This is a genomic window from Spirosoma fluviale (assembly GCF_900230225.1).
GTDB lineage: Bacteria > Bacteroidota > Bacteroidia > Cytophagales > Spirosomataceae > Spirosoma > Spirosoma fluviale.
Map to the genome: position 1 here is coordinate 885,392 of NZ_OCNH01000002.1, position 24,827 is coordinate 910,218.

The following is a 24,827-nucleotide window of genomic DNA, read 5'->3' on the forward strand; positions in this document are numbered from 1 at the left end:
AAGCCACTTAGGGTACCCGTCGGACCGTACGGATAAGTACGGGCTTAAGAAGCAATTGCAGCGGGTTGGAGTAGGCATTGGTCGGGCCGGGCTGCCCGGTTTGGCCCGCCTGGATTTTACGCACCACATCCATACCTGAGATCACCTGTCCGAAGGCGGCAAAGCCCTGCCCGTCGGGGTTGCGTTTTCCGCCAAAATCCAGTTCGGGCTGCGGGTTAATGCAGATGAAAAATTCAGAAGCACCGCTATTGGGCGCACCGCGTGCCAGAGAGAGGGTGCCATCCAGGTGTTTCAGGCCCGTTTTGGCCGTTGTTTCCTGGGCAATGGGCGGCAACATGCGGGTCGTGTCATTTTGTAAACCGCCTTGAATAACCTCGATCTTGACGGGGCTCGTTGCTTGATTGTCCAACCGTACGACCCGGTAGAAGTGGGCGCTATCGTAGCGTTTATCATCTACATACCGTAAAAAATTCGCTACGGTAACCGGGGCCTTATCGGGGTATAAGCGGACAACGATAGGGCCTGCTTCGGTGTCTATCCGAATTTGCTGGGCACGAACAGCGAACCCCAGCCCGACGAGCAAAAGGGTGAACAGGAAGATGTTTTTCATACTGCATAGGGTAGTTGAGCGCAATCGCTGGTAACTAAGTAAAATGGATCTGAATCCCTTTGCTTGTACTTGCCAGACAGCAAATGCAATATGAGTATTTATACGAATATTAAAAGTCTTTAATCTCCCAATTGTCGCAAAATAATATTTATATTATGTTTATTATCAATATATTACAAATAAATAATTAAAACTATAGAGTAAACATATTTATTTAATTACATAAGTACTATAGAGCAAAATAAGCTGTACTGTCAAGGGGTGTTAGATCAGGAAAACTGCTCATAAGTTCACTGCTTCCGTCACTGTTGCAGACTTACTTGTTAATCGGTCATTTTTACCCTTTCTATCAAAATGGCCCCGCGAGTGAAGTCGTTAACGCAGAGTGTCCGGATTCGGCCGGTTTTACAGATGATCCTGTTACGGGTTATGCGTTTCAATTTCGATGGTAGTATTGCAGTAGGTATAGCCAGGCGGTCTGCTTCGTTAGATGAATCGTTATACTTCATGTCAATTACCGTAGTCAAATGCGTCCATTCCCTTCTGCAAGCGGTTGTACTAAATCGGCTGAAAGGCTGAAAACAGAAATCAACACGTCATCACACCACCTTATAAGAAGGCTAAAGCTCGTGCTGGCAACGCTGCACTGTCTTATCCTGGTGTCGCCTTGTATGGCCCAATCCACTCAGCCTGTACATCCGGCCACTACTTATCGCAATCCGGTGATTGCCGGTGATTTTGCCGATCCTTCGGTTATCCGGGTGGGGGATACCTATTACGCCGTGGGTACCTCGTCGGAGTGGGGACCTGCTTTTCCCATTTATTCTTCCCGGGATTTAATTAACTGGACGTACCTCGGGCCGGTTTTTACAAAGCTGCCCACATGGACAATGGGCAGTTTCTGGGCTCCCGAACTCTATCATCGGGACGGTACGTTTTACGTTTATTACACGGCTCGTCGCAAAACCGATAAACATTCTTTTATCGGCGTAGCAACTACTCAGGATTTACGGCAGGGATTCACGGATCATGGCCTCCTGCTGGAATGGACGTCCGAAGCCATTGACCCGTTTATTATTGCCGATAACAACAAACGGTATATTACCTGGAAAGCGTATGGGCTGGATAAAGGCAAATCCATTGAGATTTTAGGGGCGGAGTTAGCACCCGACGGACTACGGGTAACAGGGAAGGCGTTTACGCTGTTGAAAGCCGAACAAACGGATTGGGAGGCTGGCGGAACCGAAGGGCAGGCCCTGTTTAAGCGAGGACGCTATTATTACATGCTTTACTCGGGAAATACCTGCTGCGGGCCACAGTGCAATTATCAGGTCGGCATGGCACGGGCGGAGACGTTACAGGGTCCCTGGGAAAAGTTTGTCGGCAATCCGGTTCTGGTTGGCGATGACACCTGGAAATGCCCTGGCCACGGTACTGTCGTTACCACACCCGATAACCGTTATTTCTATTTACACCATGCCTACAATGGAGTCGACTTTACCTTTACCGGTCGGCAGGGCGTGCTTAGCGAACTGGTATGGAATGAGCAAACACAATGGCCCGCTTTTCGATACGGCTCATCGACCCCGGCTCAGGCAGAATCGCCCCTGGGAGATCGGCAGAAGCCGACAGCGGGTTTGTCGGCCAGTTTTGCGGATAACGCTGACCATCTGCCCTGGGTGTGGGACGTAAGTTTGCCCGCTCCTGTTTTTACCGTTCAGGATGGAAACTTACAGCTCATGAATACGACAGGCAACCTGGCAGGCAGCTTTCTGGGATTGGTCATTCAAAAAGGAACGTATACATTCTCGGTAGATATCCGCCCGCAAGTGAATCTGCTGCAAAGCATTTGTTTGTATGGCGACGCTAACAATGCGTTGGGATTGGGCGTTCGCGCGGACTCCCTCGAACTGTGGCAGGTAAAAGATGGGATACGCCAGGTAATTAAAAGACAGGTACGTACTAAAAATCTGCCCCACGCTACCCTTCAGCTCCGGAGTTATGCCGGGCGGTTTTATGAGTTCGGCTCGTTAACGGACGACGGCACGTTTCAGCGCCTGACAGAAGCACCCCTCGATGGGTCATTTCTCCCCCGCTGGGACCGGGCGCCCCGCCTTGGTATCAGCGTTTCGGGCCAGCAGAAAGGAATCAGCCTTATCCGCTCGGTATCGATGACGTATAACTAACACTGGTTGTACTCCAACGAGCAAGGGAAAACGGTTCGTTACCTGTTTAATTATTCTGCCAAACCCGGTAAAGTTACGTACCCGTTTGCGAACGGCCGGGAGCTGCTCCAGGGTGGAACGGTCACGAAGAACAGCGTGCTGGACATAGCCCCCTGGGGTGTAAAAATTATTGAAGAACAGTAAATAACCCACCGAAAGCATATACCCTATGAAAGCCATTTTTACGCTTCTTTTTTGTTTAGCCATAAGTGGGTTACCACAGATAGGTTTTGCCCAGGCGCCGTCTAAGCTCCGCGTGATGGTCTTAACCGACATCGAAGCGGACCCCGATGATGCCCAATCCATGGTTCGGTTTCTGACCTATGCCAATACCTGGGATGTGGAAGGGCTCATTGCAACCACCTCCATTCACCAGAAAACACGGGTAGCCCCCCAGAGCATCGATAAAATTTTGCGGGTCTACGCCAGCGTGCAACCCAATTTGCTTAAGCACGAAAAAGGCTATCTGACTTATACGCAACTGAAGCCAAAAGTGAAAGAAGGGCTGCCGGTATATGGCATGGCAGGTGTGGGACCCGGCAACGACTCGGAGGGCTCCGACTGGATTGTCCAGGCCCTTAGTAAGCCCGACAAGCGCCCCATCTGGTTTAGTATCTGGGGCGGTAGTAATGTACTGGCGCAGGCGCTCTGGAAAATTCAGCAGACCAAAAGCCGGGCCGAGGCCGAAACACTTTACCGGAAAGTACGGGTCTATACCATCTCCGATCAGGATGATAGCGGCCCCTGGATTCGTAAAACTTTTCCGACCATCTTTTACATCGTCACGCCCGGTTATAATTATGCCTACGCCACCTGGCTGGGGATGTCTTTTCCGTTTCCCGGTGTCAATAAGGATGTCGTTTCCAATTCCTGGCTGGCCACTCATATTCAGCAGGGGCACGGGCCGCTGGGTGCCGCCTATCCCGATGTGGCTTATGGTATGGAAGGCGATACCCCTGCCTTTTTGAATTTGATTGCCAATGGGCTAAGCCTTCCCGAACACCCTGATTACGGTGGATGGGGCGGCCGATACGAATTGTATCAACCCGAATTCCGCGACTCGAATACGGGCTTTTTCAAACGGGAGAACTGGCCGAAAGATAGCGTGGAAACGCGCCCTATCTGGACCAATGCCAATGACTCCGTTACCTCTCCGGTCGATAACAAGCGGTACGGTAGTAATCAGGCGACCATCTGGCGCTGGCGGGAAGCCTTCCAGAACGATTTTACAGCCCGTATGAACTGGTGTACCAAAGCGTATACGGAGGCCAACCACCCCCCAGTCCCTAAACTGGCTCATCCGGAGTCATTTACCGTTAAATCGGGCCAGCTTTTTCATCTGAATGCGGAAGGCACGTCTGACCCCGACGGCGATTCGATGAGTTACCGCTGGTTCCACTATAAGGAAGCCGGAACCTACCCCGGTGAGGTCAGTTTTAAACCGTATGCGACCAATCTATACGATTTGCCGGTGACAGCCCCGCCCGTGACGAAGTCCGAAACCATCCATTTTATTCTACAGGTTACGGACAAAGGCACACCGGCGTTAACCCGGTATAAACGGGTCATTGTTACGGTGCTGCCCAGGTAGCCAAAGCGGTTATAGCCTGCAACAGAAAAATCGGCTGACTGCTTTAGATTGATAATCGAATCAAACTAACCTGGTTACCAACGGCAACTAGCTGGAAATACGCTTATTTAAAGATGCTTCTTACTCAATGCGGGCGTCAGAATAACGCCCTCGCGTGGCTCCCGCAGGAGGATACTTTTCTCGTTGATCAGCGCTTTTAACGATTCATCGGCCAGGGTATCCAGCAAGCGGTATTTCAACTGGAACGTCTTGATCTGGTTATTCGACTGTATCCATTTCATGATTTTACAGTGGCAATTGGCGTTCTCCGGCGTGTTGGTAATCTCTTCCAGCGAACCGCCTTTACCCTGTTTGATAAACACATTCCGAATGCCGATCATGTCGTTACCATCGCCCATATCGAAGCTCCAGGTGGTGGCAATACTGGTCAGGTAGCTCTTACCCTTGTCCAGGCGTAACAGGGCATGAATAGGCGACTCTACGTTACCACTCTTGTTCTTCACCCGCGAATAGATGGACACCAGCGCCGGAGCTTCGAACTGCATATAGCCGATGTGGTCGATGTTGGCACCATGTCGGTTAAAAATGAAATACCCGTCCTTATAAGTGATCTCCACAAGGTTATTAGCCACCTGATGGAATCGGTTGGGGTCGCTGGCCCGTGCCTGGGGTGCTCCCGTATAGTACAGCCAGATACCCGACAGGCTGTCGATCTCGGCCTGGGTGGGCTGGTAGGGCAAAATGTTCAGGTCTTTACGAATTGTGGCCCATTCGTTTCGGTCGGCGATCCAGCGAGCAGTGACGGCTCCGAGCAATGCCAGACAAACCAGTATACCAACCAGCCAGACCCGCGTCTTCTTTCGAAAAGAAGCCCTTAGCTGGGTGCTTACCGCTTCTTTTTCCTGCTGACTGGCTTCCAACTGTTGCCGGAGGGCTTCCTGCTCATCTAACCTCAACGCCACGGCCGCATCGACACCTTCGATGAGTTGGGCATCCTGTGGTTGCTCGGCAAACCCCTTACGACCAACGCCATAGAGGTAAATGTAGCAGGCGTCGATGAGAAACGACCGGGGATTCGCCACCAGTTTATGGTAAGCATCTTTCACCTGAACGCCCGTTATGTCGTATTTCCGATGGGGATAGTCGACCTGTTTCGGATTGGGATCGGGCGGATACGGGTCGTGGCCTAGTTGCTGAGCTGTGTTTGGCAATTCATTACTGATCAAGCTGAGCAGCCGGGCTATGTCCTCGTAGTTTTTTGGGTTGGTATTCCGGACAATGCGCTGCCCCGTTGCGCGTTCGTACGTGTCAATGACTTTCTCAAGTAAGTACCCAATCTCTTCCTTACCTGTCTTTATTTTCATTAATAATTTAACTTTCAGTCGTTTATGAAAATTCCGTAGCCTTACTAAAATTTCCTAAAGATACAGCTTCATTTAATAAGCCTGATACGGTCATATCTATATCCCGATGAAGTGATTCTATAAAAACACTCACCTATATTTGGCAGACTCTTCTTTTTGTACAAAACAATATTGATAAAAGGCCATCGAGTAACCTAGTACTTAACAGCCCGGCGGTGACGGGGTATCAGTGTTAGAATCATCCATGAACATGCATATTTTGAAACAACCCAAAACTTCCCGCTGGCAATTACTATCCGTGTTCGGTTTGCTACTAACGCTTCCGCTCCACGCGGCCAAGGTAGATTCGCTAGATGTGCCCAGCACGGTGATGAACAGAAAAATGAAGGCGGTAGTCGTTTTGCCTGACGCCTACGCATCTGCCGGAAAAGCGAAAACAACATACCCGGTGCTCTACCTGCTCCACGGCGGCTTTGGGCACTTCAATGACTGGATCACTAAAACGCCCGACAAAACCCTCATCCAACGGCTCGCCGATCAGCACAATCTCATCATCGTGATGCCCGAAGGCGAAGTCTTCAGCTACTATCTGGACAGCCCCGTCATCAAAGACAGCCAGTTTGAGACCTACTTAACCAAAGAGGTTATCGACAAAATTGACAAGACCTACCGAACCATTCGCACCCCTAAAGGTCGGGTCATTACGGGCCTGTCGATGGGCGGCTATGGTGCGTTGTACCTGGCGACGCGTCACCCCGACCTCTACTGCGCGGCTGGCAGCATGAGCGGGGCGCTGAATCTGGACATGAACGCCTGGAAACTCCCACCCGATGCCACCGCGAGTATTAAAGCAGCGTTCGAAAAAATTCTGGGGCCGTTCAGCCAGTCGCCCGACGGCTGGGCTTCCTATTCCGTAGTGGGCATGGCCGATAAAATAAAAACCAACGGACTGAAACTGGTGATCGACTGCGGGGTGGATGATTTCCTGATCGAACCCAACCGGGAATTGCATCGCCGGTTGGTGTTCAACCAGACACCCCACGATTACAGCGAACGGCCCGGCGGACATACCTGGGATTTCTGGCAGAACGCGCTGCCCTATCAGGTGCTGTTTTTCAGTAAAGTTCTGAACGGCAACTAAGCCATAAACCATTCAACAATCTCTCCCAAATCCTGAATTTTTCGATATAGACATTAACCAGTTACCATCCATGAAAATCAAAACAACCCTTGCATCCCTGCTTGTGATCGTACTGCCGCTATTGGCTACCGGACAGGCTAAAACCGAAACGACCGACCCCATTGTAGCCGGTAAAGGAATTGCTACCGTACCCACCGGCTCCGGTTCGGTTCGGGGGTATATTCACAATGGCACCTTTACCTTCAAAGGTATTCCATACGCCAAAGCCGAACGCTTCATGGCCCCTACCAAACCCGATTCGTGGACGGGCGTTCGCTCGTCGATGACGTACGGGCCGGTTTGCCCAATGGACGTAACTACGTCTACCTACGATGAAATTGAGTTTCCGTTTCACCACAACTGGGGCTACACCAACGAGAACTGCCTGAGCCTGAACGTCTGGACGCCCGAGATCAACAGCAAAAAAGGCCGTCCCGTCATGGTCTGGCTGCATGGGGGTGGCTTTACGGCCGGTTCATCGGTTGAGCTTCCGTCGTATGATGGCGAAAACCTGACTAAAAAAGGCGACGTGGTGGTCGTGACGGTCAATCACCGCTTAAACGTGCTGGGTTATCTGGACTTATCGGCTTATGGCGATAAGTACAAAAACTCCGCCAACGCGGGCCTGATGGATTTAGTGGCTGCCTTGCAGTGGGTGCAGCAGAATATTGCTCAGTTCGGGGGTGATCCCGGCAACGTAACTATCTTCGGACAGTCGGGCGGGGGTGGCAAAGTGACCAGCCTGATGAATGCCCCATCGGCGAAAGGGCTGTTTCACAAAGCCATTGTGCAGAGTGGCAGCTACATCACCAGCTTCACCGAAACCGACCTGACCCGGAAAGTAGGTGCCGCCCTGCTCGCTGAACTGAAGCTAGAGCCGAATCAGATTGATTCCCTGCAAAAAATACCGTACGAGCGACTGAATGCGGCCAGCAAAAAAGCGATTCGCACCGTAGCCAACCAGCTGAAAGCCGACGGAAAATCAGCCGCTGGTCTGGGCTGGGGTCCTGTTCATGACGGAAGCTTTCTGCCGTACCAACCCATTGAACCAGCCGCAATAGCCCTGTCGAAAACGATTCCGCTGCTCGTTGGCTCGACCAAGAATGAGTTCACCGCCTTCGATCCGAGTACCCGTAACCTAACGATGGAAGGAGCAAAAGCCAACCTGCAGAAAAAGTACGGCGATAAAGCCGACGCCTATATGGCAGCCGTGAAGAAGGCCTACCCGGAAACGGCCAACCCATCCGATTACGCGACCATCGACGTCAACTTTCGCCCGCTGACTGTTCAGCAGGCCAATGCAAAAGCCATTCCGGGGGCGGCTCCGGTGTATATGTACCTGTTTACCTGGCAGTCGCCGGTGATGGATGGTATCTACAGATCCATGCACTGTATGGAAATCCCCTTCGTGTTCGACAATATCAGCCTATGCGAAGAAATGACGGGCGGTGGAAAAGCCGCTCATACACTGGCCGATAAAATGAGCCGGGCCTGGATTTCCTTCGCTAGAACGGGCAACCCGAACCATAAAGGTTTACCAACTTGGCCTGCCTACACGCCTGAAAATGGGGCGACCATGATACTCGACAATACGAATCAGGTGAAAAGCCACCCCGACAAAGACCTGTTGCAGATCGCTACGGGAAAGACGATGTAAACGAGTGTTAACAGGATTAACCGCCGACACGTCGGCGGTTAATCCTGTTAAAAAAGTAATCTTACCCACCTCATGCTTTCATTACTTGGCTTTGCCACCATTGCCATTTTTCTCGTTCTGATCATCACCAAGCGGCTGTCTGTCATTACAGCGCTGGTGCTGGTGCCAGTCATTATGGGGTTTCTCGCCGGATTTGGCCCAAAGGAGTTGGGGGAAATGATTTTTGTGGGCATTAAGCAGGTCGCTCCCACGGGTATTTTGCTCATGTTTGCGGTGCTGTATTTCGGAACCATGCTCGATGTCGGCCTGTTCGACCCAATCATTGCGGCCATTATCCGGTTTGTGAAAGGCGATCCCTTGAAGGTCATTCTGGGAACGGCCGTGTTGACGATGATCGTCCACCTCGACGGCGATGGAACGGCTACGTTCATGATCGTCATGTCGGCCTTTTTGCCGATCTATAAACAGTTGGGCATCAACCGGCTGATCCTGACGGGGATCGTCGCGCTGAGCGTGGGACCGATGCACCTGGTGCCCTGGTCCGGCACATCGGCGCGGGCCATCTCGACGCTCAAAACCGATGCCACGCAGCTATTTAACCCCAATATTCCGGCTATTGTAGCGGGTATTTGTTGGGTACTATTTGTAGCCTACTGGTTCGGGCTGAACGAGCGAAAACGACTGGGCATCAGCGACCTGAACTACATACATCAGGATAGCCTCACCGACGAGCAACGGCAGTTTCGTCGGCCGCGTCTGTTCTGGGTAAATGCCGCGCTCACCATTGGTCTGATTACGACCCTGATGAAAGGCTGGGTGCCCGCACCGGCCCTGTTCATATCAGCGGCTATCGTCGCGCTGTTGATCAACTATCCCCGCCTGCCCGATCAGCAGAAAGTGCTCCGCAGTCACGGAAACAACATTTTTATGGTGTCGAGTATGATCTTTGCCGCTGGCGTTTTTTCGGGTATTCTGACCGGTTCGAAGATGATTGACGCGATGGCTACGTCCGTCGTTTCGCTGATTCCGCAGCAACACGCGGCCTGGTTGCCCACGCTGACGGCCATCACCAGCATGCCCGCCAGTCTGCTCTTTACCCCCGATGCGTATTATTTTGGGGTTGTTCCCATCCTGAGCCAAACGGCCACGCAGTTCGGCATCGACCCGCTCGAAATTGGCCGGGCCGCTTTGCTGGGCCAGATGACAGTCGGTTTTCCGGTTAGTCCGCTCACGGCCTCGACCTTCCTGCTGGTGGGTCTGGCCGACGTGGATTTGGGCGATCATCAGAAATTCATTCTCAAATGGGCTTTCGGCACAACCGTCGTCATGACGTTGGCGGCCCTTTTAACCGGCTCGATTCATTTATGAAAACGTCCGTTCGGATTGGGTGCGGGGCTGGCTTCTCCGGCGATCGGCTCGAACCCGCCCTCGTGCTGACTCAGCAGGGCGCGTTAGATTACCTGGTGCTGGAATGCCTGGCCGAACGCACCATTGCACTGGCGCAGAAACGAAAACGGCAGGATGCCACCCTGGGCTACGACCCGCTGCTGGAACGGCGCATCGAAAGTCTGTTGCCGCACTTATTAGAAAAGAAGGTTCGCCTGATTACGAACATGGGCGCAGCTAATCCGCTGGCGGCTGCTCAAAAAATCATCGCTATCGCCCAACGTTTATCGCTCTCCGTAACGGTGGCGGCTGTCACCGGCGACGATGTGTTCAGCCTGCTTTCGGGCAGCGAAACGGCCCTGGAAACGGGCAAACCCCTGACTGATTCGGGGCTGCTGGTATCGGCCAATGCCTACATGGGCGTTGATGCCATTTTACCGGCGCTGGCCACGGATGCCAATATCATCATTACGGGCCGCGTGGCCGACCCGTCGCTGTTTGTAAGCCCACTGGTGCATGAGTTCGGCTGGTCGCTGGACGACCCTGATCTATTGGGACAAGGCACCGTCATTGGGCATTTGCTGGAATGCGCCGGTCAGCTGACGGGTGGGTACTTCGCCGATCCCGGTATGGATGTACCTGGTCGCAAAGACGTGCCCGACATGGCGCATCTGGGCCACCCCTTTGCCGATGTATCGGCGGATGGCACGGCCGTTTTTGGTAAAGTTTCCGGTACGGGCGGTATGCTGACGCTGGCGACCGCCAAAGAACAATTACTCTACGAAGTGATGGACCCCAGCTGCTACATTACTCCCGACGTAGTCGCTGATTTCACGCAGGTAAGGCTGATCCAAACAGGCCTCGATCAGGTCCGGGCGTCGGGTGGGCGTGGCCAGACCCGACCCAACACCCTGAAAGTCAGCGTGGGCTACGAAGCCGGTTTCACTGGCGAAGGCGAAATTTCGTATGCCGGTTCAAACGCACTGGGCCGGGCCAAACTGGCCGGGGCCATCCTTCAGGAACGGCTTCAGGACCGGTTTGCCGACCTCCGAGTCGATTACATCGGCAGTACGTCAGTACACCGAACCAACTTTGGTCAGTACCCGGACCCCTACGAAATCCGGCTTCGGGTGGCTGGGAGAGCCACTACGGCGCAACAGGCCGCGTTGGTGGGTGAAGAAGTCGAAGCCCTCTACACCAACGGCCCGGCCGGGGGCGGTGGTGCCCGTAAATACGTACATGAACTAGTGGGCATCGTCTCGACGCTCATCGACCGAAACCAACTAACGCCACAGCTAACCCTGTTTCAATCATGACCATCAAGCTGTACGACATTGCCCACAGCCGGGCAGGTGACAAAGGCAATACGCTGACCCTCTCGCTCATACCCTACAAAACCGAGGATTATCCGTTGCTGCGCGATCAGGTTACCTCCGAAGCCGTCAAACAACACCTGGCTAACATTGTCGCGGGCGACATTACCCGATATGAGTTGCCCAACCTGCCCGCCCTTCAGTTCGTTTGCCAGCAGGCACTGACCGGTGGCGTGACGACCTCACTCACAATGGACACGCATGGGAAGAGCCTGAGTTACGCCCTGCTGGAAATGTCGATAGAAAGCGAAACAGACTAAACGAAGTAAAAGATCACCATTTATAGGGTTGTTGCATTCCCAGATCTTCAATGTATCGAAAGCATTGGTATTGTTATAAAGATACACCACAACTTTTGAGATGCATCCCAAGTTTTGACGGGTCTCTAGACAAATTCAACTTGCTTGGAAAACGTGTTAAGAGCAAACGAAAAAAGCACTTACCATTTCTGATAAGTGCTTTTTTATGTGGTGGGAGTTGACGGGTTCGAACCGCCGACCCTCTGCTTGTAAGGCAGATGCTCTGAACCAGCTGAGCTAAACTCCCTTTTCTTTGTTTTTGCCCTTGCGATTGTCGTCGTTTGGGAGTGCAAATATACGTGGGTAAATTGCCTTTATGCAAGCCTGAGGCCAAAAAAAAGCGAAATAATTTTTAATTGCCTGATTGACAATGGCCTTTACCTACTCAAAATTCAGGTAGAGCGTTACCGAGTGCGTCGTCAGTTTATTGATGCCCACACCCGCTGCATTGTTGGTGGGCCGATAGAGGTTAACCAGCCCATGCGAGAAACGAATTTCGGGGGCAAACTTGAAATACTCGAAAAACTGCTCGAACCCAACGCCATATTCAACGGCAAAATCCATGGTGCCGGTACTAAGTCGGCTAGCTCCCTGTGTCTCCTTTCGGCGAACGTTACTCTCAACGCTGAACGTGCCCCCCGCCAACAGATACATGCGGCTGTTGTTACGCCGTTCAGACTTGTATTTGAGCAGGAGCGGGAAATCAATCCAGGTCGATTCCCGAATTTCGGTTTTCGATGTGCCTCCCGGATAGTCATACTGAATTTCCCGGCTAAACAAGGATACTGAGGGCGTAAGCCGCAGATCGAAACGGTCGTTTAAATAGGCGTTAACGACGAAACCAACCCGAAACGCGGGTTTGTTGGGTGAGTAAATACGGTAAGCCGAATCAGCCGTCAGAAATTGCGGGCTGTGTGTAACGCTAAACCGAGTAACCGGGGCAGCAAAGAAAAAACCGTAATGAATGGTCTTGTCGTCGTACCGTTCAAGGTGTTTTCGTATGTATTTGTAGCTTGTCTGGGCCTGTGCGCTGACCGAAACGAGACTAAACAATAACAAGACGAAGCCAGCCTGAACCGACAAACGGGCAGTCAGGTGCAGTAAGCCAGGATTGGTACGAACTGAGCCAGCCGAAACTAGGCCTTGTGGCCGATGTAAATTGACGCAACGCCGAAGGTGAGCGGTATCCATTTGGTGTTTTTGAATCCGGCCGCTTCGTAGATCCGTAGAAAGTCGGGTCCGTCGGGAAACGCCTGTACCGATTCGGGTAGGTAGGTGTAGGCCGACGAGTCTTTGCTTACTACGCGCCCGATGAGCGGCAGAATGGTACTGGAGTAAAAACCGTAAAGCTGTTTAAACGGAAACTGACGCGGATTCGAGAACTCCAGCACCACACACACACCACCAGGGCGGGTCACGCGGTGCATATCGGTCAGGCCTTTTTGCAGGTTCTCGAAGTTGCGCACACCAAATGCAACGATGACAGCATCGAAATCATTGTCTGGTAAGGGCAATCCTTCCGAATCGCCCGAGCGCATTTCGATAATCTGGTCGACGCCCCGCTTCTTCATCTTCTCACGACCTACCGATAGCATCCCTTCCGAAATGTCCATGCCAACGATTTTCTCAGGCTTTAGTGCCAGCGCTTCCAGTGCGAAATCGCCGGTGCCGGTAGCTATGTCGAGGATACGTTTGGGCGAGGAAGACGACGCTTTCCGGAGTTCGCGGATAGCCCGTTTACGCCACAGAATGTCGATACCACCACTCAGAACGTGATTCAGCAAGTCATATTTCGGCGAAATACTATCGAACATCTCGGCGACCTGCTCGCGTTTGGAGGTGTCTTTATCTTTATAGGGAACGACGGACATGTTTCAGTAAGTGAATGAGTGAATGATTCAATGAGTGAAGTACTGATTTATTCTCGTGATCATTCAATAACTCACTCATTCAATCATTCACTCACTGAATGGAACAAAGGTAGTGCCATAACAGCACGTTTCAGCCGAAAGTTTGATATTCAGACAGGCAATGTGTAGTTTCGAAAGAATGTCTTTTTCTGCTACAACCTGACTCATTATGTTCCCTACTGTTCTGTCAATACTGCTTGTACTCAACTCGTTTAGCACAACTCCTCCCGGGAATGACGACCCCATTGCCAAAAAAGCGCACAAGATTCACCAGCGTGTGTTCACGCTCGATACCCACGCCGATGCGCCGATCATGATGCAGAAGCCCGGTTTCGATGTGGGCGCGTCGCACGATACGAAACGGGATGGCTCGCAGATCGATTTTCCCCGGATGAAAAAAGGGAGCATGGATGCCATGTTTTTTGCCGTTTACACCTCGCAGGGACCCCGCACCGACGAAGGCCATGCCGAAGCCAAACGCAATGCCCTGAGCCAGTTCGAGCTGATTCATCAGGCCCTGAAAAAATACCCTAATCTGGCCGAACTGGCCACCACACCCGCCGATGCCTATCGGATAAAAAAAGCCGGAAAGCGGGCGGTGTTTATCGGGATGGAAAATGGCTACCCGGTTGGGAAAGACCTGTCGATGCTGAAAACCTACTACGACCTGGGATGCCGATACATGACTTTAACCCACTTCGCCAATAACCTCATCGGCGACTCGTCTACCGATCCAGACGGGCCTATTTACGGTGGTTTGAGCGACTTTGGCAAGCAGGTTGTGCCCGAAATGAACCGACTGGGCATCCTGATCGACGTGTCGCACGTGGCAGACAGCACCTTTTACGACGCCCTGGCCCTCTCGAAAGCACCCGTTATTGCGTCGCACTCCAACTGCCGCGCGCTGTGCGACTTTCCGCGCAACATGACCGACGACATGATTAAGGCCATTGCCGCCAAAGGGGGCGTGGTACAGGTCAATTTCGTGAGCGATTACCTGAAGAAACCCTCCGATGCCAACCGGGCGGCCAAAACCAAAATCCGGATGGCGCGGGTTGGCAAAGTCGTGACCCCGGAAATGGAAGCCCGAATGACCGCCATGAGCGATTCGGTGTCCAAAGTCTATGCCTCCGAGCGGGCCAGCCTGTCGGACATTGTCGACCACATCGACCACATCGTCAAACTCGTGGGCATCGACCACGTGGGCATCGGTTCGGATTTCGATGGGGGAGGGGGCGTTAATGGTCTCGAAGACGTCAGTGAAATCGAAAACCTGACCGTCGAGCTTGTTCGCCGGAATTACTCCGAAGCCGACATTGCTAAAATCTGGGGCGGCAATCTGTTACGGGTTCTGGGACAGGCGAAAGTAAGTAGGTAAGAGCCACTCCTAGTCTGGCCGTTGGTTTACCCAACGGCCGGACTAGTCATTTACTGAAACGATTGATCAAAGCGGCTGTTCAGTTTTAAAATAGCGTTCAATCGGGTTATGTAGAGTTTAAAAAGGAACTTGATCGGAAACTCTTCGTAATAGGCTTTTTTTAGCTTGACCGCATCGAACAAAAACCTGAAAATCCACATTCGCTGGAATTTTTTATTGTACAAGTTAAAGTCCTGATTTGCTCTGCTCTTGTACTCTAACCCATCCAACTGGTAAGCTTCCTGGGCGTGCGCCAGCAACATGCGTTTGATGTAGTCGAGAGACAACCGTCGGCCCTCGATATAATGGGTAAACGTCAATCGTTCATCGTACCATATTTTGTAGCCATGCAATAGAATATAATAGCACAACTCAATGTCTCCGCCTGAGGATAAGCTTGTTCCTTTCCGATCGGTGGTTATGAATTGATAGTGATCCATATTTTCCACGGCCTCTTTTCTGACAAAGCAGCCAGCGCCATATACCCAGCCCCGACGTCTTGATATATCACCTGATGCGGGAGCTTGCGGGCCAACCGCATAATACATGGCATACTTATCAAACCAGTCTGGTTTGGGCCCTCCAAATTCAGGAATACCCATACCGCCTAATCCACCGATTTCTTTGTCATTTTCAAGAATGGAAAAGCCGGTGCTTAAATAGTTGGGATTTAGCCAGTTATCATCATCGCAAAACAAATAGTAAGCATACCTGGCTTCTATAATTCCTTTCTGCCGGGCAAAGCTTGTGCCAGGGCGGCTTTCGTAAATAATTCTAAAGTCGATGTTTGAGGGACTATATTTTTCCCATTCTGCCTGGGCTACCTCCACGGTGTTATCGGTAGAAGCGTTGTTAACAAGGATGACTTCACAGCTAACGGAATCTGGTATCACCTGAGCCGCTAAATGCCTAAGTGTTTCAGGCAATCGCGATGAAGAATTGTAACAACAAATAATGACGCTAATCCCTTTCATAGAAGAAAACGTTTTCTGAAAATCGTTCGAAGTTGTAAAATAGGCTTGGCCAAAGCCCGTTGGCAGGTCCCCAGGCTGACATCTAAGGAAATTGGTCAAACACCTTGAAGTTTTCACGTATATCAGCCCTTAACCAAGCGTTGTGTAAATACGATGCATCGCCGTGCTGTGCATCCCTATCAGGCTACTAGTGCTGTTGTCCGATGGAAAAAATAGAGTCAATTTCCAATAACAAGCAAGTTCCGAAGACGGGTGAAGAATGACCAATCATCAGCTTGTAAGATGCAGGTTGTGAATATAGGCCAGACATGCCAACAGCTAAATTAGGGATATATAGGTAGGTCTTTATAGTTGTAGTAGCAAAAAAATAAAGAAACTTAGCAGATGGTCAGATAGTATTTTTACTTTTTTATTAACGTATACTAAATATATTTTTTATTAAATGTGTAGTAACTTTTTTGTTTATTACCCGGTAGAGGTAGCGAAGTAGACTACGTTTTCAGCTTAGTCGAAGTAACGAAATGGTCCGCTTTTAACCTTTATCAGGCCGTCAGGTGCGCATTCATGACTACGCTTCTAATTGAATAATCAGTAACTTGGTCATTAATAGCCATTGACTATGTCTCCCGAAGCCGTCTTTAGTCTTGCCAGTACACTTGTGTTGCCGCAGTGGTTGCTCATGATCTTTGCCCCGCGCTGGGTAATCACGAAATGGCTGATGAACTCGTACCTGATTCCGGTAGTGCTGGCGGTTATTTACCTCATCTACCTGTTCAGCGGAGGCCCTGTCGATTTCAATGCATTTGGTACGTTGGCGGGCGTAAAGGGTTTGTTTTCTAAGGGCGGTGATGGTGTTATGCTGGCTGGTTGGGTGCATTATTTGGCCTTTGATCTGGTGGCAGGAACCGTCGTTGTGCGGGATTCGCAGGAGAAAGCCATTCCGCACGGGCTCATTATAGTGCCTTTGTTTTTCTGTTTCATGCTGGGACCCACTGGCCTCCTGCTCTATTGGTTGATTCGCCTTGTTCGTACCCGGACACTAGTTGCCTAGTATCACCTTAAAACCGTAACAGAATGGTTACTTTCTTAACTTCATTACAGGGACGAAACGCGGTCCTGTATCAATTAGGGTGGTTATGTGTGGCCGCTATGCTTTTTTGTACAGTGTTGGCTCTGACCACACAAACCCAGGTGCTGGGAATCAATGCCTACATAAAACCCATAAAATTTTTAGCATCTACCGCGATTCTGGCCTGGACAATGGCCTGGTACCTGGCCGAACTGCCTCAAAGTGGTAGTATAAAGGCGTATGCCTGGATGTTTGTCGTCGTATTTGCCATTGAACTGGGCATTATTATCTGGCAGGCTAGTCGGGGTAAACTATCGCACTTCAATATTGCTACACCAATAGACGGTCTTCTGTTCAGCCTGATGGGCATAGCCATTACGGTATTTACCCTGTGGACAGCCTACATCGGCTTTTTGTTTTTTCGGCTCGACACAACGGCGATCAGTCCGGCTTATTTATGGGGTATCCGGCTGGGAATTTTACTGTTTGTTGTTTTTGCTTTTCAGGGATTCATGATGGCCGGTCGGCTAGCGCATACCGTTGGGGCACCGGATGGCGGACCCGGCCTGGCGGTTCTGAACTGGAGCACCCGGTACGGCGATCTACGGGTTGCGCACTTTTTGGGTATGCACGCGTTGCAGCTCATCCCGTTGTTTGCGTATTATGTGGCAACTAGCCCACGTCAGGTATTTCTCGTATCGGCAGTCTATTTTATTGTGGTTACTGCTTTATTAGTACAGGCCTTGGCGGGGAAACCGTTGTTGGCGGGTTTGGGCAATTGATTGATGGTAAAAAAACAAGGGTCTGGCCTTTGACAGGGTAGAGATGGATACTGACTAATCTTGCTTTACCCGATGAACCGAACTGATTTTCTGAAAACGTCTGCTCTTGCCGGAGCCTCGCTCATTACCGATCCCGTTGAGGTCAGGGCGTTTATTACCCGTAAGTCTGCCCAGAAATACCGTACCGCCGTTGTGGGGGCTGGCTGGTGGGGCGGCAATATTTTGCGTTGCGCCGTTCAGGCGGGCGAATCGAAGATTGTTGCCCTCTGCGATGTCGATACGCGCCAGCTCAAAAAGACCAGTGAAGAACTCACTAAGCTAACGTCCGACCAGCCGAAACTATACCGGGATTACCGTGAGATGCTGGCGGCCGAAAAACCGGAAATTGTTATCGTGGCCACCCCCGATCACTGGCATCCGCTCGTAGCCATTGCCGCCATGCAGGCGGGGGCGCACGTATATGTGGAAAAACCTATCAGCCATACGATCAACGAAGGAAAGGCAATGGTGAAAACGGCCCGGCAAACGGGGCGTATCTGCCAGGTGGGCATGCACCGGCGTGTGTCGCCCCATAACGTGTCGGGTATGGAATTTTTACGGTCGGGCAAGCTGGGGAAAATCGGTATGGCGCGGGCGTTTGTTCATTATGGCGGTGGGGCTGGCCAGCTCACCCCCGATGCCGAAGCACCAAAAGAAATGGACTGGAACATGTGGTGCGGGCCGGCACCACTCCGGGCCTTTAACCCCACCATGCACCCAAGGGGCTGGCGTAATTACCTGAACTATGCCAATGGCACACTTGGCGACTGGGGCATTCACTGGCTCGACCAGATTTTATGGGTTACCGAACAGAACCATCCGCGAAAGGTGTATTCAACGGGCGGGCGGGCCATTAAAAAAGACAGCACAGACGCGCCCGACCACCAGGTATCGACTTACGAATTTGACGACTTTACGGCTATTTGGGAACACCGCACCTTTGGCGCAAACAATGCAGAGAAAACACATCCGCAACAGGCCGTAGGCGTGTATTTCTACGGAACGGAAGGAACCTTCCACATGGGCTGGCTCGATGGCTGGACATTTTACCCGTCGGACTCCAAAAAGGCCGTTATTCATCAGGATGCTCAACTGGACAAACCCGACGACCAGAATATTGCGTTGCTATGGACAAATTTTCTGGATAGTATCAAAACCAAAAAACTACCCGTTTGCGATATTGAGATCGGTCAGCGTTCCACCAATATGGCTTTGCTGGGTATGTTATCGATGAAACTCGGCCGGAGTGTTGACTGGGATGGTAGTCAGATTCCCAACGACCCGGAAGCCAATAAACTTTTGAGCCGCGCCTACCGGGGCGAATGGCAATACCCAACCTAGTCGAACGCGCTACTTGCTCGATCATTCACAAAAACCTTCATTTCTAAACGGTATGAAGGTTTTTTTGTGGGTAATGAAATGACTTTTGGAAAATGAAGATTATATTTTTTGTTTATCTATTTTGCCTATATACATATAATTTGTATATTGAATGCAAAAAAAATATACTATGACCTTAGAAGATACACTCACCGCAACTGTAATTAATGTCAATTCTACTGTTGAGCCTTTTAGTGGCTATGTGGCTGTAAGCCATGTGTTGATGCAAACGGAGGGGTTCGCCGACTTTCTGTTTGATAATTTCCGTATGGTTCGGGATATAACAACGGATGGTGATAGCTCGCTCGGGCTGAATCGGTTTGTTATGCAGTCGATCCGATTTATTGATGGATACGGTCAGTACAAAATCAATGTTGAACGTTCCGTTTATGGCGATTTTACGGTGAAGAGCGTTAGCAAAGTCAAGTAACCGCTCACACAATTACTTAGTTTTCTTACTGTGTAAGCCCGGCAAAACCGGGCTTTTTTTATGAGTGCCACAACGATTAATCATCGGATAATTTATGTTCCTTATCTGTTAATGTGCCCTCGATCGCATTACCGATGATCTGGTATTTCTGTCAGAAACGCGTCGAGTGCCCGGGTAGGTCTGCCATCGTCACCCCAGGCGTTCAGGCGATAATTGCTCCAGCTTTTGGCTCCTTCCGGCTCCCAGTAAAAAACGCCCAGTCCTTTCGCATTCGGAACGGCCTTCACGACTTTCTGCACGGCAACCAGCATATCGTACGTTTTTTGCACAGCGGTATAGTCGTCACCAACTTCCGCCACCATCACTTCCTTGCCATACCGGCTCGCCATGTCGTTGAGGTTGGTCGCCAGATTGCCAATGGATGCTGTATAGTCGGTACCTATCCAGTATGGATAATATGACATACCAATGACATCGAACTGGGCTCCGTGGGCAGTCGCATTATCGAAGAATGTCTTGAATTTCGCGTTGTCATGTCCACTTTCAAGGTGGACAATGACTTTGGTGATTGAGCTAACGGCTTTCACGGCCTTATAACCACTGGTAATCAACTGGGCCAGTTGCGGATGATTCGACGTGCTGCCATCGGGCCATAGCATACCACCGCCTATCTCATTACCAATCTGCACCCACTCGGGGGTAATGCCGCCAGTTTTGAGTGCTTTCATGACGTCGACGGTATGGTCGTACACATCGGTTTTTAACTGACTGAAGCTGTGCTTGTTCCAGGCGGCTGGTTTGAGCTGATGGCCGGGGTCTGCCCAGGTATCGCTGTAATGAAAGTCGATCATGATCCGAAAACCAAGAGCTTTTGCCCGTTTGGCCATCAGCACAACCTCGTCGCGGCCACAGTGGCCGTTGACCTTGTCGGTGGATGGGTTGACGAATACCCGAAACCGAATCGAGTTGATGCCTTTCTCTTTCAGGATCTGAAAACAGTCCTGCGCAACACCCTTGTCGTTATAAAACACATAGCCTGTGGCTTCCATTTGCTGGAGCCAGCCCACATCGGCACCCCGTGCAAAAGCCTGGGCCCGTACCGAACCGCTGGTGAAAAGTAACGCCAGTAAGCTGATAGCAGACGAAGCGAGAAACTTAATCGACTTTTCCATAAAGTACCTGCGTTTGCGGGATGTGCCAGAAGGAGTAGGCAGCCTGTTAAGAGAGGAAACGAAAATGTTACTGATCCTCTTTGATGGCTTTCATGCCTTTGGTCCAGCGTACCAGTTGCTGGAGCATCTGGGTTGCTGCCTTCATCACTTGTTCGTTGGGGGTAAATTGGCCGTCCTCGTTGATAAACGCGTTGACAGTGGGAATATTGACGCCTTCTGCCAACGCAACATTCCGGAAGTTAATGAGGTCGCTTTTTAAGCTAATTACGGCTCTGACGCCCGCAAAAGCACCTGCCGAATAACTAACGACACCCGACGGTTTGTAGGCCCATTCGTGTACCAGATATTCGATGGCGTTCTTGAGGGAGGCCGGATAGCTGTAATCATATTCGGCGGTTACAAAAATGAAGGCATCAGCTTCCTCGATTTTTGCACTCCACTGTTTGGTATGTTCATGCTCATACTGCTTCATGATTGGGTGAACGGCTTCGTTCATGAGTGGCAGATTGATTTCGCCCAAGTCAAGTAGCTCGACTTCAAAATCGCCCTGTTTGCGGGCTTCTTCCACTATCCATTGCGCTACGAGTGGACCTTTCCGGCCTGGCCGGACAGTAGACGAGATGACTTTTAATTTATACATTTTGAATTGATCGTAACAGGTTGCGTTTACTTTTTTCCTTAAGATGTTACTGATTACGGTAATTTTCTGCCCGAATACCGTATTCATGAATTGATTTAGCGCGAAAACAGGCTGGTTAGTTCCGTTCCCATCGTTTACTGCGGCATTACGGCGCACCGCTCGCTCATCAGCTACGTGATCGTGCCTGAATATGGTTGTATTAGTAAATAAGTAGTCTTGTTTGGTATAGATAGTTGTTTCCCGAATTATATAGTCATAATTAGCACTTCTTCTATCCAGCTAAGTTAATGTTCTTGCCACACCTCCTTATTCACCAGAAGCAAACTGTCTGGACACGTTTGTTTTGTTGTTTGTTATTGATCGCTTCCCTACTGACGAATGCCTATGCACAGCACCCACCGGATACGATTTCGTTAAAGAATGTACCCGACGATGGGTTTCAACTCAAAGAGGGGTGGCGATTTCATCCCGGTGATCATCCAAAGGGAGCCAGTCCCGATCTGGATGACCGACACTGGACAACGATTGATCCAACCAAATCCATTCGGGAGTTGCCTCAACTACAACGGGCGGGTATTGGGTGGCTGCGACTGCACATCCGTACCGGCCCTGAGTTACCGCTCCTGATGATCAAGCTGTTTCAATCCGTTGCCTCGGAAATTTATCTGGATGGACGGTTGTTGTATCGTTTCGGCAAGGTTAGTGCTAACCCTGATAGCGTTCAGGCTTATGACCCCTCAGCCGCGTATAGTTTTCCCCTGACGGCCTCGTCCAGCCATTTGCTGGCCCTGCGGGTTGCCCGCCAGCCGAGTCAGTTTTACTACAACAAATACGTCCGCTGGGATGCGGCAGCGGTTCAGTTCTGGCTATTTCCAAGCCATGTTCTACCAGCCATCAAACCGGTCGATGTCGAGTCGATTTACCTGAATACATTCCGAGTCGGGATCGCTTTCATTCTCTTTATTCTGCATCTGAGCCTGTTTTTTGCGCATCACAGCCAACGGGCAAACGGCTATGCGGCCGGGATGTATTTGTTGCTGACTATTGCTTTTTTTTCCAGGTTTGTCACCTCTTTTACGCACACCATAGGTCTGCGGATTTTGGTTGACTATGGGTCGTATATTGATAGGTGGGTGCCGTGCCTGATGGTGTTGACGTTTTACGGGCTTTTTAATTTTCGCCGGGGCTGGCTGTTTTGGCTGGCCGTGGGAAGCGTTGGTCTCAGGCTTATTTCGCTACCCCCTGGTTTTGAGTGGTTGTCTGTTCCCATCAATTTTTTCCTGCCACTTGAACTGATCCGACTTTCGCTGGTGGCGGTCAGGCGCGGGTTGAGGGGTGCCCAGGTTGTAACCATCTGTGCGTTCTGCAATCTGGGAATGTGGATACTATCCTACATCTTATTTTCTGTGTATAAACCAGGGTATGGCCATGAATGGGTGTTCCATATTTTTTATCTGGCCAGTTTTCTGTGTTTCCCGCTTACGTTGTCCATTCTGCTGGCGCTGGAACATGGCTGGGTCAATGGGCAACTCGTAGACCGAATAGGAGAAATTGAAACGCTGTCGGCCAAAAGTCTGGCTCAACAAGCCGAACGGCAGCAACTATTGGCCCAACAAAATGAACAACTGGAGGCACAGGTTGCTGAGCGTACCCAGGAACTTCGTCACCAGGCTGACCAGCTTCGGGAGCTCGATCAGGTTAAGTCACGCTTTGTCAATAACCTGACCCACGAGTTTCGTACACCGCTCTCGCTCATTCTGTCGCCAGTGGCGAAATTACTGGATGAGAAACGGTACGATGGGTCGCTATTGACCCTGGTCTATCACAATGCGGACAAACTCCTGCGACTGATCAACCAACTCCTCGATCTGGCTAAACTGGAGGGCAACTTTATGCCCGTTTCCCTGATGCAGGGAGATGTGACCGAATTTGTTCACCAGATGGTGGCTGTATTTCAGCGTTCGGCTGAGCAGAAAGGCATTCGTCTACGGTCTACTATCGACTTTTCATCCCGACATGAGTACGCTTTCGACGCGGATAAATGGGAAAAGATCCTGACCAATTTGTTAGCCAACGCCATTAAGTTCACCTCCGAGGGTGGGCAAGTAACGCTGATGGGTAGGCCTGTTTGGCTGTCCGGCGAAGTGACCCATATCGCCTTTCAATTGGTGGATACCGGTATTGGCATTGCCCCGGAACAGCTACCGCACGTTTTCGACCGGTTCTATCAAGTGGATAACTCCAGCACCCGGGCCTACGAAGGAACGGGTATTGGGCTGGCGCTGGTCAACGAACTGGTTAGCTTGCTGGGGGGTACCATTCAGGTAGAGAGTACCGTTGGTGTAGGCACTACGTTCCACCTGAGGCTCCCGGTCGAATCGGTCACCACAACGACCGGTCAATCCCTAACCAACTGGTCGGCTTTTGAGCCGATGGCCGTCGAATCCCTCCCGTTACCCGTGGTCAGTTCATTCCGCAACCGATTGACGGAAGGTGAGGACTTACCCCGTATTCTGGTTGTGGAAGACAATGCCGAACTGCGGTCGTTTTTGGTGGGCGAACTGTCTGATTTCTATCAGGTGACGGAGGCCGAAGATGGACAGGCGGGCTGGGCTTTAACCCAGAGCGAACTGCCCGATATTGTCATCACAGACGTGATGATGCCCCGCATGGATGGCTATGCACTCACCCGGCTCATCAAAGCCAATACCGACACCAACCATATAGCGGTGGTGATGCTAACGGCTAAAACGGCCCAGCCGAGTCGTCTGGAGGGGCTACAGCAGGGAGCCGATGACTATTTGTCCAAGCCCTTTAGCGTGGCCGAGTTGCAACTACGGGTGGCCAACCTGATTACTCGCCAGCAGACGGTAGGGTCCTATTATCGGAAGCAGTTTTCGTTGGCCGTTGTGGAGTCCGTCATCCTAACGGAGTTCGTGCCCGAACCCATTCAGGACCCTTTTCTGGATCGGATTTACGAACTATTGGACCGGTATCTGGACGACTCCACGATTGGTGTGGACTGGCTGGCCGATCAACTGGCTATGAACCGAAAAACACTCTATCGAAAACTACAATGCCTGATTCAATTGTCCCCGACAGACCTGATTCGGCAGTATCGACTGCGGAAATCGACCGAGTTGCTACGGGCGGGCTACCCGGTGGCGGAAGTATCGGACCTGGTGGGCTTTAACACGCCGTCTCACTTCGCTTTGGTTTTTAAAGAGTTCTACCAGCAAACACCCACCGAATTCACTGCCAGTTGTCATAAGCTGGTAAAAAGCTGATTTTTTTATCCGAATGTCCCGAATTAAACAGTCGATGTCCCA

General features: G+C 51.0%; 21 protein-coding genes and 1 tRNA gene. 14 read left to right on the forward strand and 8 right to left on the reverse strand.

Features of this window, described 5'->3' with window-relative positions; translation table 11 throughout:
• Window positions 1-7 precede the first annotated feature (7 nt).
• The gene (locus CRO74_RS14295) at window positions 8-610 is read right to left on the reverse strand and encodes a peptidylprolyl isomerase (RefSeq protein ID WP_097126721.1); all 603 of its coding nucleotides are present in this window, start codon (window positions 608-610) and stop codon (window positions 8-10) included.
• A gap of 671 nt (window positions 611-1,281) precedes the next feature.
• On the opposite strand from CRO74_RS14295, the gene CRO74_RS14305 reads away from it, so the two are divergent.
• Genes CRO74_RS14305 through CRO74_RS14315 form a run of 3 tightly spaced genes read left to right on the forward strand, consistent with a single transcriptional unit; the run spans window position 1,282 to window position 4,426 of the window.
• Complete coding sequence (locus CRO74_RS14305) at window positions 1,282-2,796, forward strand: glycoside hydrolase family 43 protein (protein WP_097126723.1); 1,515 nt, start codon at window positions 1,282-1,284, stop codon at window positions 2,794-2,796.
• Between the two features lie 6 nt (window positions 2,797-2,802).
• Window positions 2,803-2,979, forward strand: a complete 177-nt coding sequence (locus tag CRO74_RS14310) for a Beta-galactosidase C-terminal domain (RefSeq protein WP_097126724.1) — start codon at window positions 2,803-2,805, stop codon at window positions 2,977-2,979.
• A 25-nt stretch (window positions 2,980-3,004) separates the two neighbouring features.
• Window positions 3,005-4,426 (forward strand): DUF1593 domain-containing protein, encoded by a 1,422-nt coding sequence (locus CRO74_RS14315; protein ID WP_097126725.1) that lies wholly within the window; start codon window positions 3,005-3,007, stop codon window positions 4,424-4,426.
• Between the two features lie 107 nt (window positions 4,427-4,533).
• Here the strand turns inward: CRO74_RS14315 and CRO74_RS14320 are convergent, their stop codons facing one another.
• The gene (locus CRO74_RS14320) at window positions 4,534-5,790 is read right to left on the reverse strand and encodes a hypothetical protein (protein WP_097126726.1); all 1,257 of its coding nucleotides are present in this window, start codon (window positions 5,788-5,790) and stop codon (window positions 4,534-4,536) included.
• A 250-nt stretch (window positions 5,791-6,040) separates the two neighbouring features.
• On the opposite strand from CRO74_RS14320, the gene CRO74_RS14325 reads away from it, so the two are divergent.
• The 5 genes from CRO74_RS14325 (at window position 6,041) to CRO74_RS14345 (ending at window position 11,646) form a co-directional block, all read left to right on the forward strand.
• Complete coding sequence (locus CRO74_RS14325) at window positions 6,041-6,931, forward strand: alpha/beta hydrolase (protein ID WP_097127104.1); 891 nt, start codon at window positions 6,041-6,043, stop codon at window positions 6,929-6,931.
• A gap of 70 nt (window positions 6,932-7,001) precedes the next feature.
• Window positions 7,002-8,627, forward strand: a complete 1,626-nt coding sequence (locus CRO74_RS14330; RefSeq protein ID WP_097126727.1) for a carboxylesterase/lipase family protein — start codon at window positions 7,002-7,004, stop codon at window positions 8,625-8,627.
• Between the two features lie 72 nt (window positions 8,628-8,699).
• Window positions 8,700-9,995, forward strand: a complete 1,296-nt coding sequence (locus tag CRO74_RS14335) for a CitMHS family transporter (RefSeq protein WP_097126728.1) — start codon at window positions 8,700-8,702, stop codon at window positions 9,993-9,995.
• Window positions 9,992-11,329, forward strand: a complete 1,338-nt coding sequence (locus CRO74_RS14340) for an acyclic terpene utilization AtuA family protein (RefSeq protein ID WP_097126729.1) — start codon at window positions 9,992-9,994, stop codon at window positions 11,327-11,329. Before CRO74_RS14335 ends, CRO74_RS14340 begins: the two co-directional genes overlap by 4 nt.
• Window positions 11,326-11,646: an AtuA-related protein gene (locus CRO74_RS14345; protein ID WP_097126730.1), complete on the forward strand. Its 321-nt coding sequence runs from the start codon at window positions 11,326-11,328 to the stop codon at window positions 11,644-11,646. Before CRO74_RS14340 ends, CRO74_RS14345 begins: the two co-directional genes overlap by 4 nt.
• Window positions 11,647-11,854: 208 nt before the next feature.
• Here the strand turns inward: CRO74_RS14345 and CRO74_RS14350 are convergent.
• From CRO74_RS14350 to ubiE, 3 genes are all read right to left on the reverse strand, one after another.
• Window positions 11,855-11,932 (reverse strand) — tRNA-Val (locus tag CRO74_RS14350).
• 134 nt (window positions 11,933-12,066) lie between these two features.
• The gene (porT, locus tag CRO74_RS14355) at window positions 12,067-12,876 is read right to left on the reverse strand and encodes a type IX secretion/gliding motility protein PorT/SprT (protein WP_245877845.1); all 810 of its coding nucleotides are present in this window, start codon (window positions 12,874-12,876) and stop codon (window positions 12,067-12,069) included.
• On the reverse strand, window positions 12,822-13,556 hold the full coding sequence (ubiE, locus tag CRO74_RS14360; RefSeq protein WP_097126732.1) for a bifunctional demethylmenaquinone methyltransferase/2-methoxy-6-polyprenyl-1,4-benzoquinol methylase UbiE: 735 nt from the start codon (window positions 13,554-13,556) through the stop codon (window positions 12,822-12,824). Before ubiE ends, porT begins: the two co-directional genes overlap by 55 nt.
• Window positions 13,557-13,764: 208 nt before the next feature.
• Between ubiE and CRO74_RS14365 the strand changes: the two genes are divergently transcribed.
• Window positions 13,765-14,973 (forward strand): dipeptidase, encoded by a 1,209-nt coding sequence (locus CRO74_RS14365; RefSeq protein WP_097126733.1) that lies wholly within the window; start codon window positions 13,765-13,767, stop codon window positions 14,971-14,973.
• Between the two features lie 50 nt (window positions 14,974-15,023).
• Here the strand turns inward: CRO74_RS14365 and CRO74_RS14370 are convergent, their stop codons facing one another.
• A complete protein-coding gene (locus tag CRO74_RS14370; protein ID WP_097126734.1) occupies window positions 15,024-16,085 on the reverse strand; it encodes a glycosyltransferase in 1,062 nt (353 codons plus the stop codon).
• Window positions 16,086-16,605: 520 nt separating this feature from the next.
• Here CRO74_RS14370 and CRO74_RS14375 point away from each other — a divergent pair.
• From CRO74_RS14375 to CRO74_RS14390, 4 genes are all read left to right on the forward strand, one after another.
• Window positions 16,606-17,037 carry an ABA4-like family protein gene (locus CRO74_RS14375; RefSeq protein WP_097126735.1) on the forward strand — a complete coding sequence of 144 codons (432 nt, stop codon included), beginning with the start codon at window positions 16,606-16,608 and terminating at the stop codon, window positions 17,035-17,037.
• Between the two features lie 23 nt (window positions 17,038-17,060).
• Window positions 17,061-17,837 (forward strand): hypothetical protein, encoded by a 777-nt coding sequence (locus CRO74_RS14380; protein WP_097126736.1) that lies wholly within the window; start codon window positions 17,061-17,063, stop codon window positions 17,835-17,837.
• Between the two features lie 72 nt (window positions 17,838-17,909).
• Window positions 17,910-19,217: a Gfo/Idh/MocA family protein gene (locus CRO74_RS14385; protein WP_097126737.1), complete on the forward strand. Its 1,308-nt coding sequence runs from the start codon at window positions 17,910-17,912 to the stop codon at window positions 19,215-19,217.
• A 169-nt stretch (window positions 19,218-19,386) separates the two neighbouring features.
• Complete coding sequence (locus tag CRO74_RS14390) at window positions 19,387-19,686, forward strand: hypothetical protein (protein ID WP_097126738.1); 300 nt, start codon at window positions 19,387-19,389, stop codon at window positions 19,684-19,686.
• Window positions 19,687-19,814: 128 nt separating this feature from the next.
• Here the strand turns inward: CRO74_RS14390 and CRO74_RS14395 are convergent, their stop codons facing one another.
• A complete protein-coding gene (locus tag CRO74_RS14395; protein ID WP_097126739.1) occupies window positions 19,815-20,858 on the reverse strand; it encodes a glycoside hydrolase family 53 protein in 1,044 nt (347 codons plus the stop codon).
• 67 nt (window positions 20,859-20,925) lie between these two features.
• Window positions 20,926-21,585 carry an NADPH-dependent FMN reductase gene (locus CRO74_RS14400; protein WP_218840217.1) on the reverse strand — a complete coding sequence of 220 codons (660 nt, stop codon included), beginning with the start codon at window positions 21,583-21,585 and terminating at the stop codon, window positions 20,926-20,928.
• A 206-nt stretch (window positions 21,586-21,791) separates the two neighbouring features.
• Here CRO74_RS14400 and CRO74_RS14405 point away from each other — a divergent pair, with 206 nt between their 5' ends.
• Window positions 21,792-24,785 carry a hybrid sensor histidine kinase/response regulator transcription factor gene (locus CRO74_RS14405; protein WP_179830197.1) on the forward strand — a complete coding sequence of 998 codons (2,994 nt, stop codon included), beginning with the start codon at window positions 21,792-21,794 and terminating at the stop codon, window positions 24,783-24,785.
• The last annotated feature ends 42 nt before the right edge of the window (window positions 24,786-24,827 follow it).